Annotated in this window: 16 protein-coding genes; 10 read left to right on the top strand and 6 right to left on the bottom strand. The window is 36.3% G+C overall.

Features of this window, described 5'->3' with window-relative positions; all coding sequences use genetic code 11:
• Positions 1-84 precede the first annotated feature (84 nt).
• A complete protein-coding gene (locus G466_RS0119485) occupies positions 85-1122 on the top strand; it encodes an amidohydrolase family protein (RefSeq protein WP_034236248.1) in 1038 nt (345 codons plus the stop codon).
• 602 nt (positions 1123-1724) lie between these two features.
• Here the strand turns inward: G466_RS0119485 and G466_RS0119475 are convergent.
• Positions 1725-2603: a pirin family protein gene (locus G466_RS0119475; RefSeq protein WP_026815113.1), complete on the bottom strand. Its 879-nt coding sequence runs from the start codon at positions 2601-2603 to the stop codon at positions 1725-1727.
• Positions 2604-3463: 860 nt separating this feature from the next.
• A complete protein-coding gene (locus G466_RS22815) occupies positions 3464-4078 on the bottom strand; it encodes an RNA polymerase sigma factor (protein WP_051315788.1) in 615 nt (204 codons plus the stop codon).
• A 97-nt stretch (positions 4079-4175) separates the two neighbouring features.
• On the opposite strand from G466_RS22815, the gene G466_RS22810 reads away from it, so the two are divergent.
• From G466_RS22810 to G466_RS0119420, 8 genes are all read left to right on the top strand, one after another.
• Positions 4176-5327 carry a FecR family protein gene (locus tag G466_RS22810; protein ID WP_034236247.1) on the top strand — a complete coding sequence of 384 codons (1152 nt, stop codon included), beginning with the start codon at positions 4176-4178 and terminating at the stop codon, positions 5325-5327.
• Positions 5328-5529: 202 nt separating this feature from the next.
• Positions 5530-9039, top strand: a complete 3510-nt coding sequence (locus G466_RS0119455; protein ID WP_026815112.1) for a TonB-dependent receptor — start codon at positions 5530-5532, stop codon at positions 9037-9039.
• Positions 9040-9058: 19 nt separating this feature from the next.
• Positions 9059-10831 (top strand): RagB/SusD family nutrient uptake outer membrane protein, encoded by a 1773-nt coding sequence (locus tag G466_RS0119450; RefSeq protein WP_026815111.1) that lies wholly within the window; start codon positions 9059-9061, stop codon positions 10829-10831.
• Between the two features lie 236 nt (positions 10832-11067).
• Positions 11068-11988, top strand: a complete 921-nt coding sequence (locus G466_RS0119445) for an endonuclease/exonuclease/phosphatase family protein (protein WP_084419008.1) — start codon at positions 11068-11070, stop codon at positions 11986-11988.
• A gap of 699 nt (positions 11989-12687) precedes the next feature.
• Entirely contained in the window at positions 12688-14019 is a 1332-nt protein-coding gene (locus G466_RS22805) for a sulfatase family protein (protein ID WP_084419005.1), read from the top strand.
• 10 nt (positions 14020-14029) lie between these two features.
• Complete coding sequence (locus tag G466_RS0119430; RefSeq protein ID WP_026815108.1) at positions 14030-15475, top strand: sulfatase; 1446 nt, start codon at positions 14030-14032, stop codon at positions 15473-15475.
• Between the two features lie 44 nt (positions 15476-15519).
• Complete coding sequence (locus tag G466_RS0119425; protein ID WP_026815107.1) at positions 15520-17124, top strand: sulfatase family protein; 1605 nt, start codon at positions 15520-15522, stop codon at positions 17122-17124.
• A gap of 460 nt (positions 17125-17584) precedes the next feature.
• Positions 17585-18982 (top strand): sulfatase family protein, encoded by a 1398-nt coding sequence (locus tag G466_RS0119420; RefSeq protein ID WP_026815106.1) that lies wholly within the window; start codon positions 17585-17587, stop codon positions 18980-18982.
• Positions 18983-19091: 109 nt separating this feature from the next.
• Here the strand turns inward: G466_RS0119420 and G466_RS0119415 are convergent, their stop codons facing one another.
• The 3 genes from G466_RS0119415 to G466_RS0119395 all read right to left on the bottom strand — a co-directional run bounded on the left by G466_RS0119415 (position 19092) and on the right by G466_RS0119395 (position 22539).
• Positions 19092-19274 (bottom strand): hypothetical protein, encoded by a 183-nt coding sequence (locus G466_RS0119415; RefSeq protein ID WP_026815105.1) that lies wholly within the window; start codon positions 19272-19274, stop codon positions 19092-19094.
• A 451-nt stretch (positions 19275-19725) separates the two neighbouring features.
• Complete coding sequence (locus G466_RS22800) at positions 19726-20958, bottom strand: class I SAM-dependent rRNA methyltransferase (protein ID WP_034236243.1); 1233 nt, start codon at positions 20956-20958, stop codon at positions 19726-19728.
• Positions 20959-21282: 324 nt separating this feature from the next.
• The gene (locus tag G466_RS0119395; RefSeq protein WP_026815103.1) at positions 21283-22539 is read right to left on the bottom strand and encodes an APC family permease; all 1257 of its coding nucleotides are present in this window, start codon (positions 22537-22539) and stop codon (positions 21283-21285) included.
• A gap of 337 nt (positions 22540-22876) precedes the next feature.
• Between G466_RS0119395 and G466_RS0119390 the strand changes: the two genes are divergently transcribed.
• Positions 22877-23731, top strand: a complete 855-nt coding sequence (locus G466_RS0119390; RefSeq protein ID WP_229797123.1) for a universal stress protein — start codon at positions 22877-22879, stop codon at positions 23729-23731.
• A 261-nt stretch (positions 23732-23992) separates the two neighbouring features.
• On the opposite strand, the gene G466_RS0119385 is transcribed toward G466_RS0119390, so the two are convergent.
• Complete coding sequence (locus G466_RS0119385) at positions 23993-25567, bottom strand: serine hydrolase (protein WP_026815101.1); 1575 nt, start codon at positions 25565-25567, stop codon at positions 23993-23995.
• Between the last annotated feature and the right edge of the window lie 354 nt (positions 25568-25921).

Below are 25921 nucleotides of genomic sequence, written 5' to 3'. Positions count from 1 at the left end.
TTATCAGATGATATCAATATAAAAACCAACCAAATGAAACTACATCGGTGGAGTCCTTTATTAATACTATTAACAATATCATGCATGGAAAACCAGGAATATTATACTTTGGAAGACTTTAATAAGGTAGCTAAAATAGATACTCATATTCACGTTTTTACCAATCGGAACAGTTTTGTAGAACAAGCAAAGAAAGATAATTTTCGGTTGCTTAATATTATGGTGGACCTTTCTAAAGGAAAGGAACTCATAAAATCACAATACAGTTATAGTTTTGCGCAAAAGAAAGCGCATCCAGGGCAGTATGAAGTCGTCTCCTCATTTTCTATAGAAGATTGGGATAATCCCGATTTTATAATGAATACTATTGCGTGGCTGGATAAGAGTTTTGAAGAAGGAGCAATTGGTGTTAAGGTTTGGAAGAATATTGGTATGGTTTTTCGCGATAAAGACAACCAGTTGATTATGATAGACCATCCTAGATTAGATGCTATCTTCAATCACCTGGTAAGTAAGAAGATACCTTTGGTAGGTCACTTGGGAGAACCAAAAAACTGTTGGCTTCCTTTAGAGGAAATGACTACCAATAATGATAGGGCATATTTTGAAGAACATCCACAGTACCATATGTACCAACACCCAGAACTACCCTCTTATGAAGAACAGATAGCCGCCCGGGACCGAATGTTGGAAAAACACCCGGATCTAGTGTTTATTGGAGCACATATGGGGAGTTTAGAGTGGAGCGTAGATGAATTGGCAGAAAGGCTAGATAAGTTTCCCAATATGTCCATAGACCTAGCTGCTAGAATGGGTCAGGTTTTTTATCAGACCGCAGAGGACAGGGAAAAGGTGCGCAACTTTTTTATAAAGTACCAAGATCGTGTACTCTATGCCACGGATTTGACCGATGATGGAAAGGATGATGCTGATGAATTAATGCAGGAGATGCATGATACCTGGTTCCGGGACTGGCGATTTTTTGTAACCGATGAGGTAATGACAAGCAACCTGGTAAATGAAGAATTTAAAGGCTTAAAGCTACCAAAGCAGGTGGTAGATAAGATCTACTTACATAATGCCAAGAAATGGCTCAATATGTTTCCTGAAAATGGAATTTGATATTTCAAATAATCGCTATAGAAATCTGATAATGAATTTTTTTGAGTCAACGTTTTCAAAAACGCCACGCTTTTATAAAAAAATAAAAAGTTGAATCTCGGTCTCGAAGCTTCGGGATTCCTCTAGCGCATCAGCTGGCCTCTTCACGTAAATGCAAACCGTGGCATTTACATTAAGGTTCTCTGCGGATCAGGAAAACAAAACCGGAAGTATATTCCTTATTTGAGAGCAAAAGAGGGAATAGATCATTGCTAATATAATTTTAATCGCTTCATAACTAATAGTATAGTGCTATTAGCTTCAACTGACCACCGATTACTGAAAATCGGCATTTCGACATAAGTTGCTTTTCGCAACGATTGAGAAATCCCACCTCCTTTACCGCCCACTCAAATTGATTACTGTTTATGTTCATGGAACTCAGTGTTAATGGAGTACAACTGATTATTTTTAAGTGGTCATCCCATATCAGGGATGTACATTCATGCATTGAAACTAGGTACAAACACAAATGCCACGGCACAAAACGTCGTGGCAAATGATTTTGCGGTTAAGTATAAAAAAAATACTATTTTAAGAAAGGTTTCTTTCGAACCTACTATTTAATCTTCCAAATAACCGAACTTACCGGTATTGAAGTCGTTAAAGGCCTCCATAAGTTCTTCTCTGGTATTCATTACAAAGGGGCCCTGTGCAGCAATGGGCTCATTAATCGGTTCTCCGCTCAACACCAACACCACGGCATTCTCTGTCGCTTTAATTTCAAAAGTTTCTCCGTCGTTTGCCATTAATGCTAAATGGTCTGTGGGCACCTCTTCATTGCCGTTGATTACCATACTTCCTTCTATAACAAGCAAGGCTGTATTGTAATGGGCCGGAAATTGGAAATCTGCCTTTCCGCCGTTGTTCAGTTTGGCATTAAACATATGTACGGGTGTAAAGGTAGAAGCAGACCCTTTTGTGCCTTTATATTCACCCGCGATGACTTCAATAGTACCCGATCCATCTTTCAATTCATATCGATTGATGTCTTCATATTTAATGGCCTGGTATTTTGGATCGCTTTTCTTGTCCTTTGCGGGAAGGTTTACCCATAATTGTACCATCTGAAATTCGCCTCCCTTTTTACTCCATTCGGTTTCGTGGTATTCCTTATGTAGCACCCCATTAGCGGCAGTCATCCATTGTACATCGCCTTCCCCTATTATTCCACCACCACCACTACTGTCGTGATGCGCTACTCTGCCTTTATACGCAATGGTTACCGTTTCAAAACCCTTATGGGGATGCACACCAACCCCTTTAGGAGTGTTGGAAGGCGGAAAAGTATATTTGGAATTGTAGTCCAGCATAATAAAGGGGCTCATTCGCTCCATATCCATCCGGAATCCGCTTGGAATAAAATTATGTACCCTAAATCCGTCCCCTACAAAATGGGGCGGCCTTGGACTAGCTACTAGTTCTACCGTTTTTGTTTTCATTTTGTTATTTTTTAATTGACTAATTGTTATTTGAATGCTCCCACCAGGACCTGCCCGACTCATTTAGACGGGTTTACCCGGCTTGTTCAGACGGGATTGCCCGAACTGAACCTTTTGATTGATAGTGTTGATCTCCATAAAAGATTTTATGGTCTTTCCATGAAGTAATTGACACTATAAAATTAGCATTATTATAGCTGTTGCGTATTGTTGTAGCGTAAGATCTCTATTTTATTGTAACATTTAATCAACCCTACTTATATAATAATTAATTTGTTTAATATAATCATCATTTTAATCAGAATCGGTTAAAAAACGTGATATTCTCAAAATTGTTTATTCATAGTTATTCTGATACAATTAAAAGAAATTACGTTCGGGATGTACTCTAAAAAACGGATGGAAACAGTATGATGACTTCAATGGTAGAGCAAGAAGAATTAACTTTTGGATATTTGTTTATTTTAATATTATAATTATATACTTAGCATTAAAACTACCTTAGATACTATTGAGTATGGGGTATGCTGTCGGCTACGGGTCATTTTTAATATTTTATATGCTGGCCTTATTTATACCAAAATTGAGTAAATATACTGATGGATTTAGGTATACGCTGTTATATGTTGTTCATCTCCGTCAATTCATTTATTGCGTCAGCTATGTTAATGCCTCCTGTTATAACTGAGGGCACTCCCGGAGAAAATAAATATGGGCCAAAGCCAAAAGAAGTGGATTATGCTAAAGATACACAGTTGGCAAAAAAGAATACATGACCTCAGTCAGATGTTTTTATTATAATCTAACTTAAACGGTTTACGGGATAGTGTATTTCAGGGTTTTCAATATTTGGATATTATTCATTGAAGTCGTTTAGTTAAGTTTTTATTATCTAATCCAAAGACGATCAATATGACCAGTTCATACTTCTTTCCTAATTTTTCCCTTAGAATTCTGAAAGCTCTTGTTATTTGATTCTCGACCGTCTTACGCGATATGGCCAAGTACTCGGCAATTTCAATATTATCCAAGCCTTCTTGTTTACTTAGAAGAAATATCTGTCTACATTTGGGAGGAAGATCATTTATAGCCGCCATAACAAGATTCATTAATTTTTCAGTCTTTTCCATTTCAGTTTCCATTTCATATTGCAGAATGGTATCCATATATAATTCTTCTATGGCCAATAAGGATTTGGTACTTCTATATTGATCAATAAATTCATTATGAACGGCGCGGTACATATAGCCCTTGATTGAAAAACTTTTTATTAGTTTTTTTCTATTCTTCCAAATTTTAACAAATACATTCTGTACTATATCTTGCGATTTTGCTGGGTTATTCACCAAACTGTTGGCGTATACACATAACTTATGGTTATAGGCTTTTACCAAATAAGCAAATGCCTGTTCATTGCCCTTTTCTAGCTGCTCTATCAAAACTGAATTGTTTTTGAAATTCAACTTACTATCCATACATTTTATGAGTGTCTATTCAAATATGATAATATTTTTTGATAAATAATAGGGGACTAGTAAATTGGTTACGTATTATGTGTAGAATTGATAAGCTATGAAGTCCAATTATATCGATAACCTAATAGTGAAGTACCTTAGCCATTCTCTAAAGGAAGAGGAGCTGGATGAGCTAATTTCGTGGCTGGAGCAGCCAGGAAACACCGATGTTTTTAAGGACTTTTCGAAAATTAATTACTCAGTATATTATAAGTTAGGTGATTATGATAGTGAAAATGTTAATAAACACGTACAAGAAATAATTAGAAAGGATAAGAAATCTTATGCTAGGAGAAGAATATTTAGGGTCTCTAGATATGCAGCCATATTAGTTGTATTAGTAGGTGTGCTATTAATCTTTATAAGAGAGAAGCATGCCGCCTCCATTTCTGAGCCCTTTAATAATGAGCAAACCATAACCTTGCAAATGGAGAATGGGCGTTCAGTAATCTTAAAGGAGGAAGAAATTAAAGATATTGTCTCGGAAAATGGAGAAGTTATTGGGAAACAAGTTCAACATGGAATCCAATATACAGATACTAAATTATCTGAATTGGTTTACAACACCCTTAAAGTACCATATGGTAAAAAATTTCAAGTAATTCTTTCTGATGGTACAAGGGTATTTTTAAACGCTGGATCCGGTATGAAATTTCCTGTAAATTTTATTCATGGTGAGAATCGCACCGTTTTTCTGTCAGGGGAGGCATTTTTTGATGTTGCAAAAAACAAAGACCCTTTTATTGTAAATGCAAACAATGTGAAGGTTAGGGTATTGGGAACTCAATTTAATGTTTCGGCTTATATAGAGGATCAAAATATGCACACTGTATTGGTGGAGGGGTCTGTTGAACTATTTTCAAAACAATCCAAGAATAATTCAGCAACACTTCTTCTGCCGGAGCAGGTAGCCATTTTTAATAAGAAAAATGAAAGTATTACAATTGCGGAAGCTGATATTTCGATGACTACTGCTTGGATGAAAGACCAATTAATTTTTAGGGGAGTAGCTTTTAAGGATATTATTAAAAAATTAGAGCGGAGTTATAATTGTAAAATAATAAATAATAACCGGGCTTTAGATGATGAAATTTTCACAGCCACTTTTAATATAGAACTCGAAAGTATTGAGCAAGTTATGGCCTATATTTCAAAAAATAGCCTTAACAACTATTTAATTGATAAAAACAGAACAATCACTATAAATTAAAACGAGCCAATGAAGTAAAAAATCAAAATTTAAAACCAGGATTTGTTTTGTCACATAAAATGGGGCATATTCCACCATCTCTTAAATTGAGCTAATGTGATGTAACGTAAATTTTTGTTAAACCGATTAACCGACCAGAAATATGAAAAATATGTGCTTTAAGGGATGGCTCAAGTCCATTCCTTTAAAAATGACTCTCAAAATGAAACTGACCGCGTTATTGCTACTAGTTTCACTTTTTAAGATCCAAGCGAATTTTTATTCACAGAACACCAAAATTTCCATAAATCACGATCAAGTAAGTATCGCGGATGTCTTTAAGGAAATTGAAAAGAAGAGTGAATTTAGGTTTTTGTACAAAAACAAAGAAATAGATCTTAAAAGAACAGTTTCCTTACATGTTAACAAAGTGAATATCTATGATATCCTTGATCAACTTTTTAAGGGAACACCTATTAAGTATGAGGTGATGGACAATCGGCAAATTGTGCTTACCAAACAAATTGAAAATATCATAAAAATGGATAAAAGTGTTCCAGTTGGGGAATTAATACAACAATTCGCCATTAATGGAACTATACAAGATGATACTGGAACTCCGCTGCCAGGGGCCAATGTGGTTGAAAAAGGGACAACCAACGGGGTGACCGCAGATTTTGATGGTAACTTTACTATAAGTGTTGAGAGTGGCACTGCAACCCTTGTCGTTTCCTATGTAGGTTTTGCCACTAAAGAAATACCTGTGAATGGACAAACCAATGTTAATATTGTATTGGAGGAAAGTGCTGCTGGATTGGATGAGGTGATTGTGGTGGGATATGGTACGCAACGAAAAGTTAATTTAACAGGTGCCGTGAGTCAGGTAGGCTCTGAAGTAATAGAGAATCGTCCAATAAATAATGTTACTCAAGCATTGCAGGGCGTTGTTCCCAACTTGAATATAAATCTTGCAGATGGAAAGCCAGGTCGTTCCGCAAGTTTTAATGTACGTGGAGCGTCTTCCATTGGGCAGGGAGGGTCCGCTCTCGTCTTGATTGATGGGGTTGAGGGGGATCCCAGTCTACTTAATCCCAATGATATAGAAAGCATTTCGGTTTTAAAGGATGCCGCTTCAGCTGCAGTATACGGTGCAAGAGGAACTTTTGGTGTTGTATTGATTACCACTAAGACTCCTAAAAAAGATAAAATAACTATAAATTACACTTTAAACTCCGGTTTTAAATCGCCAACAACAGTGCCTGATTTTGTAACTGACGGTTATACATTTGCTAAGAATTTTAATGAAGCATATAATGCTTGGAACGACTACAGTAGAATTCCTTCTTCTATCAATAAAACACAAAGTTTTTCATTAGCTTACCTAGAGGAATTAAAAAGACGTTCCGAAAATCCTAACCTTCCCGATTATGAAATAGATGGTGACGGTAACTATATCTACTACGCTAGTACAGATTGGTATGGATTGTTGTATAAAGATATATTAACATCTATTGATCAAAATATTTCTGTCTCTGGGAGCAACGATAAGATTAGCTATTATATATCTGGAAGGTACAATAATCAAGAAGGATTATTCAGATATAATTCTGATGATTATTCAATGTATAACTTTAGAGCTAAAGGGGAAATAAAAATTACTGACTGGTTCAGTTTAGATAATAATACGGAATATTCGGTTCAAAAATACCACCAGCCGTTAAACGTTGGAGAAGGTGGTGGTATATGGAGAAATATTGCGGATGAAGGACATCCTACCTCTCCCATGTTTAATCCAGACGGAACATTAACCCATGCAGGGTCTTATGCTGTAGGTGATATGTGGTATGGGAAAAACGGAGAAGACACAAAAAGAGCTCTCATCAAAAACACGACTGGTTTAACCGCGAAATTTCTTGATGATAAATTGAGAATTCGAGGGGATTTTACGTTCTCTATGGATAATCGATCATCATTTCGTAGACGGGTTCAAGTGCCATTTAGCCGGCAAGAGGGTGTCGTAAATTATGTTGGTACAACAACGAATGATATCAGAAGAATTAGTGCTGAGACAAATTATATTGCATCAAACATTTATGGAGAGTATGAAACCACATTTAATGAGAATCATTATTTTAAAATAATGACTGGATTTAATTATGAAGAAAGAGCCTACGAGTCTTTTACGGGATCTAGAAATGGTATCTTATTTGAAGATGCAGAAAATATTGCGTTAACTATTGGTGAAAATATTAACGTTGATGGGGGCTTTGATAAATGGCGCGTTGCCGGTCAATTTTATAGAGTCAATTATAGCTTTAAAGACAAGTATCTGTTAGAATTAAATGGAAGACTCGATGCTTCTTCGAAATTTCCTTCGGATCAACAAACTGCTTTTTTTCCATCTATTTCTGTTGGATATATTTTATCGAATGAATCCTTTTGGAATATTGATAGAGATATAGTATCCAATTTTAAATTGAGGGCTTCGTATGGTTCATTGGGGAATGGGAATGTTTCTCCCTATTCTTACATGGAATTGTTTAACATATCTCAATTGGGAAGGATAATCAATGGAACAAGGCCTGCTTACACTTCTCAGCCCAACATTATACCACTGGGGTTAACCTGGGAAACTGCAACAACAACAAACTTTGGTGTTGATTTAAGTTTTGCTTCAAATAAGTTAAATGTAACTGCAGATATTTATCAACGGTTAACTAAAGATATGTATACTACCGGTTTGCCTGTACCAGCTATTTTTGGAGCTACTGTGCCAAAAGGGAATTATGCTGATATGAAAACAAATGGTTGGGAACTTTCAATGAGTTGGAGAAATCAATTTGATTTAGCCAGCAAACCTTTTAACTATGATCTTCGTTTTATTTTGGCTGACAACAAATCGGTAATTACAAAATTTAATAATCCAGAGAAACTGTTATCCAATTACTATGAAGGTATGAGGTTAGGTGAAATTTGGGGTTTTGAAACGGAAGGGTTATTTCAAAGTGAAGCGGAAATTGATGCCCATGCAGACCAGTCATATATTAAAGTTTCATCTAATAATATTTGGTTACCTGGGGATATAAAATTCGCAGATTTGGATGGGGATGGCAAGGTAGATATTGGTCAAAATAGGATAAGTGATCCTGGCGATCTCAAAGTTGTAGGGAATTCCAGTCCTAGATTTACTTACGGGTTTAACCTAGGCGCAGATTGGAATAATTTCTTTTTCTCTGCATTCTTTCAGGGAGTGGGGAAGCAGGATTGGTTTCCAGATAGAGAGGCAAGTTCATTCTGGGGACAATACAATAGGCCATATAATATGTTGCCAAAGTGGCATCAGGACAATGTTTGGTCCGAAAGTAATCCTAATGCATTTTTACCGAGGTATAGAGGATATATTGCACAAGGAGCTGGAAGGGAACTTTCTGTTGTACAGTCGCGTTATATAATGAACGTTGCATACCTTAGATTGAAAAACATTCAAATTGGAGGCAATCTACCTGAAAGTGTCATGAAAAACCTTTCTTTTTTATCTAACGTTAAACTTTATGTTTCTGGAGAAAACCTATGGACAACGTCACCATTATATAAAAGAACAACAGATTTTGATGTGGAAAATATTGGTGGATCGGATCCTGACTTAACTTCAGGTGAAGGACGTAGGTCTGGAAATGCACTAAATTATCCCATGTTGAAAACAATTTCATTTGGGATTTCTGCCACATTCTAACAAAAAAAAATAAAAGACTATGAGATACTTAATTATATGGTTAACGTTCATTGCTCTTATTTCTACATCTTGTGAAATGGAAGAGCTCCCTAAAGCTGAGGTGTCAAAAGAATCTGTATTTAATACTGAAGCAGGTTTACAGCTATATACGAATTCATTTTATAATATATTACCGTCAGCACAAGACATTTACTTGGGCGATGACATGTCTGATTATATTGCACGAAATTCAATTGATCAATTTCTTACAAAAAGTTATGGGGCTAATCAGAGCTCAGGATGGAGTTGGTCGGATTTAAGAAATATTAATTTTTTTCTGGAAAATAATAACTCAGAGGAGATTGATCCTATTGTTAGAAATCACTATAATGGATTGTCCAAATTTTTTAGAGCGATGTTTTATTTTGAAAAACTAAAGCGTTTTGGAGAGGTACCATGGGTAGGAGAAGTACCAGAGATAAGTGATGATGATCTTTTGTATGCAGAAAGAGATTCCAGAGCTATTGTAATGGATTCTATTTTGGCCGATATAGATTATGCTTGTAATAATATCACAACCAATGTAGACCCAACCAGTAGTACTATATCAAAATGGGTAGCCTATGGTATTAAATCCAGAATTTGTTTGTTTGAAGGTACTTATCGGAAATACCATTCTGAACTTGAACTACAAGCAAGCGCCGATTTTTGGTTGGAAGAAGCTGAATCTGCAGCAAAACTGGTTATTGAGAATTCAGGATACTCTTTAAACTATTCTGGCACACCGGATTTAACTTACCGCAATCTCTTCATTAGTAAAAGCCCTGTAAATACAGAAGTAATGCTTGCTGTGGTAATGGACCAGGAGTTGGGTGTATTGCATGGTGCCAATTGGAAATATACTAGTCCCACTTATGGCGTTAAATCTAGTTTGTCAAGACAATTTATCAATACTTATCTTAATTTGGATGGAACACCTTTCACTTCTAGTCCTGACTTTGAAACTACGATTTTTAAGGAAGAAGTTAAAAATCGAGACTTAAGGCTAAAGCAAACTATAAGACTTGGCGATTACACAAGAACCAACGGGGACAGAGTTGTTCCAGCCCCACCAACTTTTCAATATGTTCTCACCGGCTATCAACCTATAAAATGGGTTTTAGATGATAATTATTATGATCTAAGGGACTACAATGATAATTCTGTTTCCATACTTCGATATGCAGAAGTACTCCTAAATTATGCTGAAGCTAAGGCGGAACTCGGAACTCTAAATGATGCTGATTGGGCCCTAACAATTGGAGCATTGAGAGGACGTGCAGGTATTGAAAATGGCATAAGTCAATTGCCGACCCAGGTAGATGAATATTTAAAATCAAATTATTTCCCTGATTTGAATGACCCCGTTTTATTGGAGGTTAGAAGGGAAAGAGGAATTGAACTGGTTATGGAAGGGTTTAGGTTTGATGATTTGAGGCGATGGGATAGAGGTGATTTGATGAAAATTAACTGGAGAGGGTTCTATGTCCCAGCATTGAACGAACCAATGGATTTAAATGATGATGGTATTGATGATGTTATTTTTGTTCTGGAAGTGCCAAATCCTTTGCCTGACGTATCCTACGAATTTGTTGCTGTTGGGCCTACAATAAATAACGAACCTAATCCTCAACGTTTGTCGAATGGAACAAGTGGAGAATTGACTTGGTTGGATAATGTTCCCAGGATTTGGGATCAAAAAAGATACTATTACCCGATTCCCGAAGAAGATATTCTTATGAACCCAAATTTAAAGCAAAATCCAGGTTGGTGATAACAAATCGGAACTTTAGTTGTTGTGGATAATTTAAAAGCAAGGATGTAAGCTTCTAAATATTGATTTGTAAAAATAAGCCTCTGGAAATCAAAATGGTGATTTCAATATCAAGGAGGCTTATTTTAAATACCAATTATATAATAAAAAGACTAATTGATACTTCTTTTGTTAATTTATTACAAGTCGTTATTATTAGTTAGTTATAACTTTTATTCATATTTAAATAAATAATTATGAAGTCAGTAGATAATTTATTTTTGATTTTTATAATAATCTTCTTTACTGGGGTGAATATTACATTCTCACAGACATTTAGGGTAGGCAGTTATAATTTGCGGTATGATAACCCAAATGATTCTTTAAATAATTGGAAATACAGGCAGAAAACGGTTGCCAATTTAATTCAATTTCACGATTTTGAGATTTTTGGGACTCAAGAAGGGTTAGTTCATCAATTGGAGGAATTATCTAATTCACTCCCTAATTATGCATATATTGGAGTTGGCAGGGATGATGGGAAAAAGAAAGGTGAATATTCTGCTATATTTTACAATACCCAGAAGTTTCAACTTATGGATAAGGGGGATTTTTGGTTGTCTCAAGATCCTACTCAACCTAATAAGGGATGGGATGCAGCATTACCTAGAATATGTTCTTGGGGTAAATTCAAAGATAAAGTAACGAATTTTACATTTTTCTTTTTTAATGTTCACTTTGATCATGTGGGGACAAAGGCAAGATTAGAAAGCGCAAAACTTATTTTAAAGAAAATCAAGGAAATTACCAGAGAAAACCCCGTCTTGTTGACTGGCGATTTTAATATTGATCAAACCAGCGAAGGATATAAGATTCTTGATGGTTCTCCCATACTAAAAGATGCTTATAACTTAGCCAGTCTTAAATATGGGGCTGAAGGAACTTTTAACGGTTTTAATATAAACTTAAATCGTAAAAGCCGAATAGATCATATTTTTGTGAGCGATAATTTTAATGTTTTAAAGCATGGAATTTTAACAGACACCTATCATACGGATGTTGATCAGCTTAAAGAACTTCAGGATTTAGATGCTTATTCGAAGGATGTGATACTTTACGCAAATGAGGCACGATTGCCTTCAGATCACTATCCCGTGTTAACAGTTCTGACTTACTAAATTATCGGTATAATCTAAAATAATCAGATAGTGACATATGAAGGGTCCAATTTTAAAAAAGAATTCTTGTAAAATAAATGATTTGAGTTGGTTAATTTAGTTGGAAAAGGAGCAAAGGGGAACTTTTAGTCCTTTTTTATTCTATTAAAGTTTGTTATCTATCTATGAATAGGAAATCTTATCAATTTGATTTATATCATTGCATAACAGCCGCTATTAAGATCCCCCTTATGGATTACTAAACTTAATTCGTGAATCAAATTATTTGGATGATTATAGGTTTTTGTTTTCGTTTTAATCATAATTGAATTATTTAAAACCTTATACTGGTTTATTCTTAAATGGTATGAACCAGTAAAAGAACATAACTAACTTCTAATTTTTTATAACATTCATGAAAATATTAGAGGTTAATATTTTTAACTATCGATCCGAAGGTAATAGGTTAATGCTTTCCAATTACAAACTTCATGTTTACTATGAAGTTAATGGCATAGAATTGTTTAATTTACATGAAGACATTGGAAAATTAAATAATTTAGAAAATTATCATACTCAAAAAGGAGAGGATATATGGAATTAACAGAAATATTCTTGTAAAAAAAAATGCACCATGTTCAACACAATTAAACTGTAATTATTTTTATAATAAAAAGTCAAGGATATAAGAATAATTCCAACCAATGAAACCAAATTAAAATGATAAGAAAGCTTTATGCAATACGCTTGATGGTTATTCTCTGTTCAAGTATGGGATTTGCACAAAATGTAAGTCAGCCTAATATTATAATAATTTACACTGATGATATGGGGTACGGGGATATCAGTAGTTTTGGTAATCCTACCATCCACACCCCAGAATTGGATAAAATGGCCGCAGAAGGCATGAAACTTTCCCAATTCTATGTAGCTGCTACCGTTTGCACCCCATCTAGAGCAGCATTGCTGACAGGTAGTTATCCAAAAAGGGTAGGTTTGGAAAAAGGGGTTTTATTTCCCGATTCCAAAACTGGATTAAATCCCGATGAAGAAACAATAGCAGAAGTTCTAAAAAAAATAGATTATAAAACAGCCTGCTTTGGGAAGTGGCACCTAGGACACCACGATAAGTTTTTACCCCACAGGCAAGGGTTTGATGTATTTTACGGGTATCCCTTTAGTAATGACATGAGTAAAAAAGAACAATCCTTAATAAATAATAGGGCTTCCACATACCCTTGGAAACTACCTGTTCTCTCACAAAGTGACACCCTAGAGCTGGATCCAGACCAACGGCTTTCCACAAAAGTAGTAACGCAAAAAACCATCAATTTTATCAAAGAAAATAAAGCAAGTCCTTTCTTCATTTATTTAGCACACCCCATGCCCCACATTCCAATTTATTCCTCCAAGAAATTTGAAGGAAAAAGTGTGAGAGGTCCCTACGGTGATACCATTGAAGAAATAGATTGGAGCGTTGGTGAAATTTTAAAAACCATCAAAGAATCCGGAATCGATGAAAGAACCATGGTTATTTTTACATCGGATAATGGTCCGTGGAAAGTATATAAAACAGAAGGCGGATCTGCTGGACCTTTACGAGGTGGTAAAGGAACCACCTGGGAAGGTGGTCAGCGTGTCCCGTGTATCGTTAGATGGCCAAGTAAAGTGCCTTCGGGGAGCTTACAAACCCAGGTACTAACCAATATGGATCTACTACCTACAATAGCTTCTATCTGTAATGCAGAATTGCCAAATGTTAAAATAGATGGTGTAGACATGTCTGCCGCGCTTTTTGACCAAAACCATAGAATGACTTCTAACCCCTTTCTTTATTATGCTAAACAAGGTAAGCTTGAAGGCATAAGAGACGGTAAGTATAAACTACTTATTAAGGATGAGGGAACTTTTTTGTTTGACTTGGAAAGTGATATTTCAGAAGAATACAATCTTGCGGAAGAAATGCCGGAAAAAATCAGCAATCTTAAAAAACAGATGTATAGTTTAGATGAAAAGATCACAAATGGAAAGAGACCAGTTGGCACACTCTAAATTTATCAATATGAGAACAAATTTTGCACTGTTTTTAGTACTGATAATTTCAGCAATAGGTGTTGCACAAGACAGAAAGAAACCTAATGTCCTATTTATAATTGCGGATGATCTCACGGCTACAGCTGTATCTTCCTATGAGAATATAGCTAGTAAAACCCCTAACATAGATAAACTAGCTAGAGAGGGGACACGGTACACCCACGCTTATTCTCAGTATCCCGTTTGTGGTCCTTCCCGGGCCTCCTTAATGTTCGGATATTACCCTAATGCAACCCAAACCTATGGATATGTCAGCGGTCGGGAACAAGTAGGTGATAAACGAAAGTCCTGGTCTCAGCTGTTTAAAGACAATGGATATTATACAGCTCGGGTAAGTAAAATTTACCATATGGGAGTTCCTATTGATATTGAAACTGGTTCTGACGGTCAAGATGACGAGGCCTCTTGGACCGAACGATATAATAGTCAAGGTCCTGAGTGGAAAGCAGAGGGAGAGGCAGAATTGGTGCAAAACAATCCATTTGGAGATAAACCAAGAAAAGGGGGTAATGTCATGACCATAGTAAAAGCAGATGGGGATGATTTAGTGCATTCCGATGGTAAGACTGCAGAAAAGGCGATAGAATTAATCAGGAAGCACAAAAATGAACCTTTCTTTTTGGCCGTGGGTTTGGTTAGACCACATGTACCCTTTGTAGCACCAAAATCTTATTTTGATCCTTATCCCCATTCGGAAATAGTGTTACCTCCCAAAGTCCATAATGATTGGGATGATATACCAGCTCGTGGTATTAATTATGTTACCAGTGTAAATGGGGAAATGTCGGAAGAGCAAGAAAAGAAAGCAGTAGCTGCCTATTATGCATCGGTGTCTTATATGGATGCCCAGGTGGGGAAGGTACTCAACACACTAAAAGAAGAAGGTTTGGAGGATAATACTATTGTTATATTTACCTCAGACCATGGTTTTCATTTGGGGGAGCACCGTTTTTGGATGAAAGTAAGTTTGAAGGAGGAGTCCGTTCGGATACCATTAATTATTAAAATGCCAGGCAAGGAACCTGCGGTTTGCAATTCATTTACAGAATTATTGGATCTTTATCCCACTGTAGCAGAATTGGCAGGATTAAAATATTCTAAAAACATTCAGGGTAAAAGTATCGCAAAAACATTGGATAATCCTGATATTGAGGTGCGGGATATGGCTTTTTCCGTAAGTCAGGGAGGAAATTCCTTTTTAATTAGGACAAAAAAATGGGCGTATATTCAATACGATGAGGATGCCGGATCGGGGATGGAATTATTTGATATGGAGCACGACCCCAAACAATACAATAACCTTGCAAATAACCCACAATATGCTAATGTAAGAGCGGAGATGCAAAATCGGTTAAGGGCAAAATTAAAGGAGGTAAGAACTAATGATCTCGAGATTAAGTATCAAAGAAACTAAGTAAACCATTACCACATTTTATTATTAAAATAGAACCAATAGAAATGAGAAAATCAATTAGCTGCCTAGTGATGTTGGCTGTAGTAGCCTCATCTTTCGCACAAAAGAAAGAAAAGGACCAAAAAAGACCCAACATCGTATTTATTATGAGCGATGATCATGCCTATCAGGCGATAAGCGCCTATGGTCATAAATTAAACAATACACCAAACATCGATAGAATAGCTAAAAACGGTGCTATTTTCAACAACTCCTTTGTCACCAATTCTATTTGTGCTCCCAGTAGGGCAGTGATGTTAACAGGAAAACATAGTTTTATAAATGGTAAGGTAGACAATGTGCAGGAGTTTAATTGGGATCAAGAAAGCTTCCCTAAATTGTTACAGCAGAACGGATATCAAACGGCCTTGATCGGAAAAATACATCTAGATGGTCTACCTCAGGGATTTGACTATTCCGCTGTTCTTCCTGGACAGGGGCATTATTATAATCCCGATTTTATCATCAATGGGGATAAGCAACAATTATCGGGATATGTTACGGAAATAACTACCGATCTTACTTTGGAATGGTTGGCAAATAGAGATCAGGATAAACCATTCTGTGTTCTTTATCACCAAAAAGCACCCCATAGGGAATGGCTACCAGCAAAAAAGTATTATTCGGAATACACCAAAATGGAATTCAAGGAACCAAAAACCCTATTTGATGATTATAGCAACCGGGGTTCTGCCGCAAAGAGTTCCGAAATGAATATTCTTCAACATATGAACTGGGCCGGAGATTCTAAAATAAATCCTGAGGTTATGGAAGAATTGGGTATAAAAGAAACTTCCAATTGGGGAATTGGGGCCTTAAAACATAATTTAGGACGAATGGATGCGGAGCAAAGAGCCTCCTGGGATTCTATATATGGTCCTATCAATGAAGAATTTAAAGAGATTTATCCTAGTATGTCCCAAAAAGAATTAATGCAATGGAGGTATCAAAGGTATATGCAGGATTATTTAGGCAGTATAGCCTCGGTAGATGAGGGAGTAGGGCAGGTGTTAGACTTCCTAAAAGAGAATGGGTTGGACGAAAATACGATTGTAGTCTATACTTCCGATCAAGGTTTTTATTTAGGAGAGCACGGTTGGTTCGACAAACGTTTTATGTACGAAGAATCCCTAAGGACTCCTTTTGTGATATCGTATCCCAAAGAAATAAAACCAGGAACAGAGGTTAACGAAATGGTTCAAAATATTGACTATGCTCCCACACTTTTGGATTATGCCGGCGTTAAAATTCCCAAAAAGATGCAGGGGGAATCGTTTAGGAAATTAGTAAAAAATGAAAATACAGAGTGGCGAGACGCCATATATTATACCTATTACGAATATCCTTCTATACACATGGTAAAGCGGCATTATGGGGTGCGTACGCATCGCTATAAGCTGATACATTTTTATTATGATATTGATGAATGGGAACTATATGATTTGGAAAGTGACCCCAACGAAATGAAAAACGTTTATAATGATGCTACCTATGCCGAAGTAAAAACTATGATGCATAAAAGGTTAAAAGAAATGCGAAAAAAGTATGGAGATTCAGATGAGAATGACCAACGCTTTTTAAAGGAATATTTAGCGAAAATCAATAAATAACGAGTTAATTTGGAGATGAGTTGATTTGTTAATTTGAAAATTTGATTTTATGTAACAATTGATTAATGTAAAAATTAAGCAATGTAATAATTTGAAAATCAGCACCCTGTCATTTCCTTTTGAGTTGCCTATTACAACGTTCCGAGCCATCGGGAGAGAAATCACACTCGCAGGAGTAGGGGTAGATAACTTTCTGTATGAGTTTTTCTTCCCTGCCGTTGATTATAAATTGACTAAGCGCTGCAAAGTATTGATAGGTTGGATTGTTTACAGCAAAAGAAGATTACTTCCAATTTGTTCCCGCTACTGGACACGAGTCAATTTGAAAATTTGAAATGTAGATTAATGTTATCCATTTTCAATGGATCAATTAGTTTATTTAAATACAGGATGGTTAGGATCTATTTCACCAATCTTAATCTAGTTTACTATCTTTAAAATTAAAAATTAACGGAATCAAATGACCACAATTAAATCTATCAGTCCTATTTGCTTAACGCTTCTCTTCGTTTTCTTATGCCAAGGGGTTTATTCCCAAGCATCAGATAAGAGCAAACCTAATGTCATTGTTATTATGACGGATGATCAAGGTGCAATAGATCTTAATAGTTATGGAGCTAAGGATCTGTATACTCCTAATATGGATAGGCTTGCTAAGGAAGGTGTTAGATTTACCCAGTTTTATGCTGGAGCACCCGTGTGTTCTCCATCACGCGCAGCCCTATTGACCGGAAAGACTAACCTACGGGCAGGTCTTCCCAACAATGTACCTACCCCTGAAGGGGCCGAAAAAACGGGTAGCTATGGGCTACCAACAGAACAGGTTACTATGGCGGAAATGTTAAAGGAAAATGGGTACTATACCGCCTTGATCGGAAAATGGCACTTGGGACACAGAGAGCAAAATTTGCCGAATGGACAAGGGTTTGATTATTTTTTTGGCCATCAACGAGGCTGTATCGATAACTATTCCCACACATTCTATTGGGATGGTCCCAATAAGCACGACTTATTTAGAAACGCGGAGGAAGTGTATTATGATGGATCTCACTTTTCGGATTTAATGACCGAGGAAGTCAAGCAAGTGATCAATCACAAACAAAACGAACCTTTTTTTATTTACTGGGCCTTTAATGCACCCCATTATCCGTATCAGGGGACAAAAAAATGGCTGGACTATTACCGTGAATTCCCTACTCCCAGAAAGGAATATGCTGCATTTATTTCAAAAACTGATGAGGCAATAGGAGAGGTGCTGGACTATCTAGATCGGCAAGGCCTTGCGGATAATACTATTGTAGTCTTTCAGTCAGATCACGGACATTCCTTGGAGGAACGGGCATTTTGGGGTGGAGGAAATGCAGGGCCCTATCGGGGTAGTAAATTTAGTTTATTTGAAGGAGGTATCCGTGTACCAGCCATTATTCGCTATCCTGGAGTAATTCCATCCAATGAAGTGAGAGACCAGCTTACTATGCAAATGGATTGGTTTAGCACAATAGCTGAACTGACGAGTTCTAAAGTATCAGAGAAAATTGACGGTAAAAGTTTAATGCCTATTATTTTAGATGCTAAAAAGGAATCTTTACACGATGTAGTGCACTGGCAATTTGGCAGTTATGATGATAGCACTGCGCAATGGGCAGTACGTAAAGGGCCATGGAAACTTATAGGGAATGTAAATGAGCCACTTGGTAAAGAAAAGAGTAAGGACTTGGAGAAGTTGTTTTTGGTGAATTTAGAGAAGGATATCGCTGAACAATATAATTTGGCGGAATCCAATCCTAAAATTTTAAAGGAACTTTTACAGTTGCATAATTCTTGGTTAAAGGCTGTACGATTAGAAATGAAGCAATAACAAATATGGATTGATTGGATCTAGTAAATAAGTTGCATCCTAGAGTAATGTAAAACTGTAGAATTTCCTTTAACTAGTTTCTTTATTTTACCACTATCAAATCTAATTTTTAATCCGCAAAGGCCTGAATTATTTTCCAATTTTTAGTCGCTATTACGTCATTAAATTGCGATAAGAATGATAGCTCTTCTTGGTTGAACGATTCTTTAAAACTAGTTGATTGTGGGGAATAGAAATCGTCCCACAATTTCTCTATTTCTTCATGACTATTGGTCTCTGGATAAGCCCTCATACTACTTTCCTATAATTCTTTTGAAGCGGATACAGTAAGAATTTCATTGAGTATTTCCTGCGGACTCTGTGAAACTATTGCTTTATTAAGGATAACTACTCCACAATTTTCACACCTCAGGGCAGGAACGCTTACTGTGCTAAGTAAGATTTTAATTTCCTTTCCGGAATCGGATTTAAAATACAAGTTTTGATGGGATAGTCCAAAATAACATAAATCCACCAAATTTCCCCTGAATACAGACTTGTCCATTTTTCACCTCTCCATTAGGCACACTCTAAGCTCATTAAAATCGGATATGGTTGATCGGAACATTAGTAAACAAAACGATATCTCATTTAGTTTTGAACCGGATGTACTATTTAGAAAAAAAATGAATTAGGACCTTTTATAAAGGAAAACAATTTAATTTTATAAACTATTTCCGTAAGTCACCTGTTCACTAATAGGTCTAGCCCAATATAGCATGTGCTTGGGATTCCTTTATTTTTTTATAGAAAATTGTTTTTAAATAGTTGCTCTCTGGAAATGAAATTGGATGGTCATCATCGTGTAAAGTCGTTTGTAAATACTTCCATCCATTAGATTTTGTAATTCCTCCATTTTGATGAACCATCTGAAAGTCTTCTAAGTTGATTCGACTAGAACAGGAGCCTAAAATTAAAGTGCCGTTAACAGCTACCAATTCTTTTCCTAACTGCGCCAATCGTTCATATTGCTTAAGGGCAATGGGGACTTCAGTTGCTTGTTTGGCAAAGGAAGGGGGATCTATGATAACAATATCAAATTGTTTTTTATTATCAATTAATTCCTCTAAAGCCGTAAAAGCATCCGCAACCACCGGAGTCCATTTTGTAGGATCTAATCCATTAAGTTCCAAATTTTCGAAAGCCACGTCCATTGCGGGCGCGCTAATATCGATAGAGGTTAAGGATTGAGCCTCACCTTTTAATGCGTGAATACCAAAACTACCAGCATAGCTAAAGACATCCAAAACCTTTTTTCCCCTTGCATTTTGTTGTACCCAAAATCTGTTAGGTCTTTGGTCTAAGAAGAATCCAGTCTTATGCCCCGATCGGGTATAGGCTAAGAATTGTACTCCATACTCATTAAAAGCTACCTTTTCATCGTGCAGGACTTTGCCTATGACATCTCCTTCCTGATAAGAAAAGGGATTGTTCTTTAAAATTTTACGGCTAAAGCGGATCACAATGGCCTCAATATTAAACTGCTTTTTTATTTCTTGTATCAGTAGCTGTTTATAAGGTTTCCAAATTTCGGAGTATATTTTTAGCACCCCTACTTCTGCATAAATATCTAATACTAAGCCGGGAAAGCCATCGTTTTCTCCATGAATACCTCGATACCCGCTAACTCCGCTAGTAATTAGGTGCTTTCTTTTGGAATACGCTTCTTTAAGTTGCACTTTCCAAAAATTGGGTGATAGTTGTAGGCGCGCACCCCTATAAATAATCTTTATTCGGATGATTTCTCTTGGATCCCATAATCCAAATGCAAAGGGTTTATTCGTTCTTTGATCAAAAATCACACATACACTTCCCGGAATTGCATTTCCGGCCGGACCCTTCTCAATACTTTGTTCAAATACCCAAGGATGTCCTTGTTTAACAGCTTTTTCGGCTGCTTTAGTTAGTTTAATGGCAATAGTTGCAGGTACTTTCATGTATTAAATGATAATAGACATTATGAAGAAAATAGAAGAAAGGCATTTCTGTTTTTCTTTTTCTTACCAAATTGAGCAACATAGCCTATTTTCCGCAGATGGCAAATGATAGTAGTGTAAAACGACTAAAAATGAGTGGTTTAGTGGTTTTTAGGGAATGGATTGAATATGAAATGGAAACTCCTAGTTAGAGAGCTGCTTGCTAAAATTTGATACAAAAAAATAATCGACCCACATCTCATAGTAATCAAATTGATATACCATACCTATTTTTGTTGACTCCTAAATCCAAATTCTAGGTATAGAAGAAGGTTAGTATAGGGCCTACCGATATACTTTATGAACTAAGAACCGGATCACAAAACCAATAATGAGTAATCCAACACCAGAAATTATCACGTTTATGGGTAAGGATACCGACATAATTAAGCATCCTAAAAGACCACAAATAGGGATGAATTTGCCATATAACCGTTCCTTTAAAGGTTGTCTTATGGCTGCAATATTAGTTATGCTGTAATACAACAGAATAGTAAACGTGGCCGCTCTTACAATAAACTCGAATGATCCGAGGATGGTAAACAGTAAAATGATTGCACCTGTAACCACTATCCCTATATGGGGTACCTGATATTGACTGTGTATGTTTTGAAATATAGGTGGCAAATCGCGCCGCCTACCCATGGCCAGCATCATTCTACTTATTCCTAAAACCTGACTTAGTAGTACCCCTAACATGGCCGTAGAAGCGCCTATAGTTATTATAGTGCTAATTGCAGGAGTAGAAAGTGCGTTGGCAACCACTTGTAAAGGAGAAGTGCTATTTGCCATCTTTTCCGAACCTATAACCCCAATAGCTACTATAGAAATGGCAACATATAATACTATAGCAGTTACAATGGTAATAATAATTGCTTTAGGTATAGTTTTCTTGGGCTCCGCTACTTCTTCTGCAAGCGTCGCGATTCTCGCGTATCCCGTAAATGCAAAAAATAGGATTGCCGCAGCTTCTGCTATTCCTGAAATTCCAAATGGCGCAAAGGGTTTAAAGTTCTCCTCTTTAATTTCGGATATTCCACTAAACGTTAAATATAAAAGGGAAATCAGGGTGACGGTGATAATAGCAAAATTCAAAATACCAACTTTTTTAATACCAAAATAATTGGCAGCTGTGAGCAGAATAACGGCCATAATAGAAAGGGTAATAGGAGATACTATTGGAACTAATTGATGAAAATAGCTACCAAATCCTATAGCTACAACACCTGCTGCCGAAAGTTTGCTAATTAGAAACATCCAACCAGCGGAAAAACCAAAAGCGGGATTTATTAAAATATACCCATATTCGTAGGTGCCTCCGGAATGCGGATATACAGCTGCTAATTGTGCTGAACTCAATGCATTAAAAGCAGCGATAATTCCTGCTGCCAAAAGTCCAATGATAAAAGCCGGACCCGAAACACCAGCTGCAATTCCGGTTACTACAAATATACCGGCTCCTATAATCGCACCTAAACCAATGCCAATCGCATCCATTAAGGTTAAAGACCTTAGAAGCCCTTTATCAACGGGATTTTTCATTCTTTCTCTTTTGTAGTTACTATCAATTAAACATTTGCTACTTCCATTTATCCATTCCCAATAGGGATCATTTACCTCAATTTCTACTTCTTATGTAGCTATAAAAGCAGGATGTTAAATAGGGGGGGAAGATAAATATTAAACCTTGAGAGAACAAGTTCTATTTAAGTAGCGTAATCAATGACCGTAGTGAGGTTAGACGACCGGAAGTAATAACCCGGTAATTGACAGCCAACGCTTGTTTATTAAATTCGATTAAAACCTGACAGATGTCATTTTACTCCTAGTCGTTATTTCTTAGTTTTACTTTTTAGAATGAAGATTTAATTTTTTAAAAATGATAAGAAGTAATATGAGCATGAGACATCATATTTTAATACCAACAGATTTTTCAGAAAATGCCTGGAGTGCTGCACTATATGCTTTAAAACTATATGCTGAAAAGCCGTGTACCTTTTATTTTTTACACGCTTGGACATTCAGTTCCGGCTCTAGGACCTATGTTTCTCCTAGTTATATAGACATTCTTCAAGACAAATCAAAAGCGCATTTGGCAGAGGTGAAAGAACTCGCTATAAGTGAAAGCACAAACAGCGAGCATAAGTTTGAAATCCTTTTTCGTCTAGATCCGTTATTGGATGCTATAAAAAATGTAATTGAAGAGCATCATATAGACCAAATAATAATGGGAACAAAAGGTGCTACGGGTGCCAAAGAGTTTCTTTTAGGAAGCAATACCGTATCTGTAATAGACAAGGTGAGACTTTGTCCTTTATTGTTGGTGCCAAGTAATTTTGCATATGTAACACCAAATCAGATTGGCTTTCCTACCGATTTTAATAGAGGGTATGGAGATGAATTACAGCCCATAAAAAATTTAGCAGATATCCATAACTCAAGAATTAAAGTGCTGCATATTAATAGCAAGGAGCACCTTACTGAAACACAGAATGCGAATATGGATTTCCTAAAAACTAATTTAAAGGACTATCAGCATAGTTTTAATTGGGTGCCTGACAAAGGGAAGAAGGAACATGCAATAGAAAGCTTTATTGAGGAAAATAATATCAATATCCTTACTATGATTAATTATGAGCATGGTATAATTGAGGATTTTATTAAAGAGCCCGTTATAAAGCGATTAGGATATCATTCCGACATTCCATTTTTTGTAGTTCCACATACTAACTAGTGTTATAATTTGTTTTCTGGCTATCCAAAATCAATACATTTTTTTTAATATGGAATGATCAAATGGGTAATGTAAAATAGTATGAAATCTGCCTTTCTTTGGGCAGATTTTATACTATTGAACTACATTTTTTACAAGCCAATTTAGTAAGATGCGCTAGAATAGGACAGATGTAGTAATTATACAATAAAACAATTAAAACTGAAGCGCAGAAATGTTAAGGGAAAACTCCCTGAATTTATGACGGTTATCCCTCTATGCTTATTTGTCAATTCGTTTTAGATCTAAATCTTGGAAATCGAAGCTGAAATCTATATACGGTGATATGCCTTTCATTTTTATTCCTATTGCCTTACCATTCTCATCTAAAGTGAACATAGCAAAAGCGTCACACGGCATATCCCTATATTCCCATTTTACTGCAAACGTATTCGCTTTATAAAAAAACATCTCTCCATTTAACTTTGGGGATCTATAGGATGTAAACCATGGCTTGCCATTTTTTAAAAAGACTTCTACCTTCCCAAACCAATTATCTTGGTAGGTGCCAACAAAATTGGAGTAGTCAATTTTGGTTGATTTCGGTTTGGCTACCGTTTGCCACACCGCTGTGGTAATCGAATCGGATTCCGCTTCACTTTCCTGTAACCTCTTATCTGCATTGGCTATCCAGTCGGTTTTATCTACACCGAGATAAGCGTCCGCTATGGTACTGGCTATAGTAGAAAAACTATACGCACCTGGATCAGTATTGGTTAGTACAACAATCCCAACATTTAGTTCGGGAATAAGCATGGTTCTAGATAGCATCCCAGGCAGCCCTCCGGTATGTTCTACAACAATAAATCCGTTTTTATCACTCAGAAGCCAACCTAGACCATAAGCGCTAAAGTGAGTTTTATACGGTGGTGATGGCGCCACATTAAAACCTATATTGGTGTGGGGTTTCCACAATTCCTTATGATTGTTTTCAGAAATAAGTTGTTTGTTAAAATTCGCACCATATTTCCCGTTATTTAAATTTAACAATAGCCACTTGCTTAGATCGTTTACACTGGCATATATTCCCCCTGCAGCACCAAGTGATGCGTCACTTTTTGTATAATGTTCCAATTGCCTTAGTTCACCATTTTCGCTTGAGTGTGGAAATGCGACATTGTTTTTATCTTGTAATCGCTGATATACGCCAACAGACCTATTCATCCCCAAAGGATCCATTATTTTGGTTTCTACAAAGTTGGCCCAGCCCATTCCACTTACTCGTGCTACTACTTCCCCGGCCACTACGTAAAGTAAATTATCATAATCGTATTTCGTCCTGAATGCGGATACGGGCTTTTGATACTGAAAACTTTGTAATACATCCCCAATAGTAAAATCAGACCCATCAGGGAAGAACATTAAATCTCCAGCGCCTAAACCTAAACCGCTCCGGTGTGTTAGTAAATCTTGTATATTAAAGTTTTCCGTAACATAAGGGGAGTACATTTTAAATTCAGGGATATGATCCACAACCTTATCATCCCAACTAAGTTTGCCTTCATCCACCAATATGGCTAGTGCCGTGGTAGTAAACGCTTTGGAGTTAGAGGCTATTGCAAACAGTGTATTCTCATCTACTGCTTCCTTGGTAAGGATAGATGTTACCCCATAGCCTTTTAAATGAACCACCTCATTGTCTTTAACCACCGCAACGGCTATCCCAGCATTAGGCCTTATAGACATAGATTTTTTGACTATGGAATCTATTTGAAAAGAACTATAGTTCTGGCTCATTAAGTTTTGACCTACCAATAAATAAAATGCGACTAAGTATGGTGATATGGATTTTTTCATTATTGGAAGGTTTCTTGATGTTTTTAATTGAACTTAACCGAAGCTTTTATTGTCCTTAGACAGTTAAAAATAAGGTTTCTATTTTATTAAACTCAACTAAAAAAAAATTGAGCAAGCTTCTTGCATACGCAAATAGATATTAGTGAAAAAATAGATTGTATTCTTAGGTGATTATAGTGCTATCCGTTATGTAGTGATTTTAGATTCTAAATCTTCAATATCAGGTTAATTATAAGCTTTACTGATTTTAAACGAATATTCATCTTTAAACCTCTGGGTTTACTTTAATTAGGCGATCAAAAGGAAAATTTTTGCATATATTTAAAATTCGGATATAAGTATCAAATTTCTATT

The organism is Arenibacter certesii DSM 19833 (assembly GCF_000429545.1).
Taxonomy (GTDB): domain Bacteria; phylum Bacteroidota; class Bacteroidia; order Flavobacteriales; family Flavobacteriaceae; genus Arenibacter; species Arenibacter certesii.
The sequence above is the reverse complement of the archived record's forward strand: the minus strand, read 5'-3'. Positions and strand labels throughout refer to the sequence as shown.